The sequence below is a fragment of the Streptococcus phocae genome (assembly GCF_001302265.1).
Lineage (GTDB): Bacteria > Bacillota > Bacilli > Lactobacillales > Streptococcaceae > Streptococcus > Streptococcus phocae.
Genome location: NZ_LHQM01000042.1, coordinates 1 through 4,136, shown reverse-complemented (window position 1 = coordinate 4,136; position 4,136 = coordinate 1). Strand labels below are relative to the sequence as shown.

Annotated in this window: 4 protein-coding genes; 1 reads left to right on the top strand and 3 read right to left on the bottom strand. The window is 30.0% G+C overall.

Annotated elements, in window-relative coordinates; genetic code table 11:
- From AKK44_RS07560 to AKK44_RS07550, 3 genes are all read right to left on the bottom strand, one after another.
- Positions 1 to 471 (bottom strand): hypothetical protein (locus AKK44_RS07560; RefSeq protein WP_054279184.1); only part of this gene is annotated, 471 nt, incomplete at its 3' end.
- On the bottom strand, positions 468 to 1,091 hold the full coding sequence (locus AKK44_RS07555; protein WP_054279183.1) for an ATP-binding cassette domain-containing protein: 624 nt from the start codon (positions 1,089 to 1,091) through the stop codon (positions 468 to 470). The genes AKK44_RS07555 and AKK44_RS07560, both read right to left, overlap by 4 nt.
- A complete protein-coding gene (locus tag AKK44_RS07550; protein WP_054279182.1) occupies positions 1,088 to 3,070 on the bottom strand; it encodes a hypothetical protein in 1,983 nt (660 codons plus the stop codon). Before AKK44_RS07550 ends, AKK44_RS07555 begins: the two co-directional genes overlap by 4 nt.
- 672 nt (positions 3,071 to 3,742) lie before the next feature.
- On the opposite strand from AKK44_RS07550, the gene AKK44_RS09400 reads away from it, so the two are divergent.
- Positions 3,743 to 3,886 carry a bacteriocin immunity protein gene (locus tag AKK44_RS09400; protein ID WP_408022495.1) on the top strand — a complete coding sequence of 48 codons (144 nt, stop codon included), beginning with the start codon at positions 3,743 to 3,745 and terminating at the stop codon, positions 3,884 to 3,886.
- Positions 3,887 to 4,136 lie beyond the last annotated feature (250 nt).

Below are 4,136 nucleotides of genomic sequence, written 5' to 3'. Positions count from 1 at the left end.
ATATAGTTTTTTATATAATTCTTTCTTTCCTTTCTTCTGAGCATTAAGCTCTTTTTTGCCGTAGTCAAAATTTGCTACTACAAATCCCTCGTCTTCATTAGAAAAAGTGAAATATTTTATTCCGATTAATTGATTATGCTTAGAATCTTTTATCGTATTTCCTAAATTATTGTTAAATTGCTTAGCCTCTTCTTCGCTAACCCCAAAGCCCATAGCAGCTCCATCTGCAATGATGTTTGAAAATATTTCTTCTGAAGATGCTACTTCTTTTACCGTTATTAGGTAGATACCATCTTGCGTTTCTAATTGTTTTACTTTATTCCATTTTTCTGTATCATCAGAAGAGATAGTATAAACCGTTAAATCTACAGTAGGTTTGGGATTTTCTGTTTTTATGAATTGGTTTCCAACTAAAAAAATTACGAGTATTCCAGTTAATACTATCAAACTAATGATCAATTTCTTTTTCATATCTCATTCCTTATATCTTTCATATCAATAATAAAATCAACTTTATGATATACATCTGGATCATGTGTTGCTATAATAACATATTTATTTTCAGCTGTTTCACTCAATAATAAATTAATGATTTCTTTGCCAATCTCACCATCCAAAGCTCCTGTAGGCTCATCCGCTAAAATAACTTTACGTGGTTTCAATAACATTCTTGCAATAGCTACACGCTGAGCCTGTCCTCCAGACAATTCATATATTTTCTGATTTAAATAGTCACTAGAAAGCCCTACTTTTTCAAGCACATCAGATATTATGTTTTTATCTTTAGTGATGAGTCTCAAATTATCATATACTGTTTTGTTTTCTATTAAAGAATAATTCTGGAAAACATACCCAATAATATTTTTAAAGAACGTTCTTTCTTTTGTTTTCCAAATATCCTGTTCATCAACTAAAACTTTTCCACTATCAATTTTTTCTAGTCTTCCTATAATATTAAGTAATGTGCTTTTACCTGAGCCAGAGCCTCCAATCAATGCGTAGCTTTTCCCAGCTTCAAACGTTAAATTTAAATCTGTAAATATCCTTTTTGAGCCGAATGTTTTTGTAACGTTCAACAGTTCAATTGTCATTGTTCATCTCCTTTTAAAATTTGAGAATATTTTTTCGATAATTTTCTAAAACTCAGCATTGCTGAAAACATTAAAACCATTAAAGAAGCAATGCCAATATACAATAGCTCTATCTGACTTGTCATGATAAATGTAAATAGGATAACCGTAGTAATAGTGATTATAAAATAGTTGAGACTTGAAATGGCTATACATGTTTTTGAGAGACCTAAAATTATTTTTTTCACGTACTCATTCTGTTTTGAAAAAATAAATAGTTGGGTATATTGATAAATGAGTAGAAATACAATACAATAAATAATTTTCTGTAAGATTTTCGAAAGGAAAATTTGGTGCTCTAAGGACCGAATATTAAGTTTCACAATTTGAGAAACATCTACTGGATCAATTGAAAAATTCAAATTAACACTCAAATCATTAATTTTCTTTATCGCTTCAGGACTAAAAAGCGAGCTATATGCTATGTTGCTAGCCAAAACAAAATCTTTATTTTCTATCATTTTATCAGTATCTAATACAACTACTATGTTATCTCGACTATCTGCAACACTTACCAAAGGTAAAATATCTTTATTTTCGTGATAATTGTCACCATTCTCATTGAAATAAAAAAATCTTTTCCCATTAGGAATTATTTGAACTGCAAGATTTTCTTTCGTATAGTTTGTTCCCGTAAATTGTTCTGCTGCAACTGTATTCTCAATTGATGTTCTACTCTTTTTAAATTTATTAGGAATATAGATTGTTGCTACCTTATTAGCTAAAACTTGATAATTTGTTCCATTAACTTTATTTTGTACATTAGCACCTGTTTGATTGATATAAATCAGTTTTTTATTTACTTCTGGATTCGTTATGCCATCACTTTTTAATTGTTTAGAAAAATCTTCTGCAAAACCAGAAGTTTTCATATAATCTGGAACATATACACTAGACGGTTTGATGTATAAAAAATCTAATTTTTTTAAGGCTGTGGCTATAGATATATATTTTTCTTCTAAATTATTTGTTTCTCCATTATTAACGGATTGATTTTCAATACCCAAAAACTCTAGCCTTTTCCAGTCTTTGACATTGTCCCATGGTTTTAAATTATTGATTTGTATGTTTATTCTTGACTGACTAATCTTTGTTTCTTGTAACAAAATCCCTGAGACAATGATTATAATGGAAATAGCGACAAGCCATATGATAAAAATGAGTTTATTTTTTGCCTTTTTTTTTATAATTTCAATAGGTTTTTCAACCCTAATAGTCATCCAAAATAGTGCAAATGTGATGATATCAATGATTTGAAATAGTATAAAATTAGTTAAAAGCATAGAGAAAAATAACTTAGAACTATAGGTGAAGAAACCGCCACCTAAAAAGGAACTGTAAAAAATCATCAATAAAGCGCCTATAACCAGTTCAACAGCAAAAGAAATGAAATAATCTTTTCTGAAGTTAGATACAGGTAATCCTAAAGAACGTCTGATCACTCCTTCTTTAATCTGCCTCGTTCTAACAACAAATAAAGTCACTAATAAGGTTAAGTAAATTGATATCATTAACAACAATCTTAAAGTCCCAGTAAATTGTAAAATCCCTCCTATATGCCAGGGATAAGCCATATATGCCGTTTGCAATCCTGTAGCCGTAAGTGGTTTTAAACTATTTGAATCTATTTTCCCTAGGGTATAATACATTCCTGTTATCGGTGCAGACTTTAATTGTTCATAGTTTGTATCATCGAAATTGACATAAATCACCTGACCCGAATTCTGAACTATCGGCTTGTAAATGTTTACGTTTTTCGTTTTTGATAGATTACCAATCGTTTTGTATATTTCGTTACTAGGAAGGTTGCTTTTCCCTTGAATTGAAAAGGCACCATCAATTGGTAAAGGAATCGGATCTTGACTATCACTAATACTGACAACACCAATTGCAGCAATTAAACAAAAGAAGAATCCAATGACAGATAATTTTAATTTCATAAGCACCTACCTATATGATAAAAGACCCTATAACATTATTGGGCCTTTATCTTTTATAAACCATTTTTAAAATTTAAAGTCATTTCAATGTGCATTTAATCGAGCATCATCCCAAGCTTTTTGTGAACCTGACATTGCCCTTCCCTATTTTTTAAGTTTGTGACTTAACTGTTCCCCCACCATTTATCAATAATTAAATGGATTTGCTGTTACTGCACTAACGATACTAGCTGTAGTATCAACTACAAAACTCAAAGAGCTTACAACAAGCTAAGGTTTTGTTACTAATTTTTTTATATTACTTCAATTTGAATTAAATTTTTTAAAGAATTCATCATTCCTCAGTAATATCATATCATATTATTATTTCAATTGTAAGATGCTAATTTTCAAGTAGAAGCTAGCCACTCTCTAGATATTATCTGGGTGATTTATAGTTCAAAGGGTTTCACGCATTCTATTACATCGCTTTCCTTATATTTATTTTTATGTAAAAATTTGTTAAAATAATATCCGACATATCTATTAGCAAATTAGCTAGTCTAAATGACCTAGATTAATTTCAAGCCCTCTCAGATGGCTCATATGTTCGTTTTAAGTCAAGTTATGCTTAACAGTTAGATTAACTATGGATCATAGCATCCACGTCCTAGTTTTGGGGGTAATTTTATCATGATAAAAAAGAATGAATCAAATGAATGGTTAGTACAAATTGATAATATCTTGAATTCTGATGCTATCCAGAATAATAAGTCTTTGTTTGCTATTTTTATGACGGCTAAAAAAGCTATTGAAAAGGGGAACAAGATGTTTTAGCAAAATTAAGCAGTGATATCTCATGGTATCTCATTTTAAATAAATATGAAGCACCTAAACCTGTTATTGATTTTGCTCAATCAATAGCGAAAAAACCTCATCAATCACGAGGTAAATTAGCTCTTTTACAAATGTTAGCCCTGTCTTTGATTCCAAGATAATTCAGGCAAGCAAGGGATTTGTAGATACAAATCCCTAAAATCTTATAACAAAATAAAAAACTATTCCTGAAATGTGAACTGCACCCCAA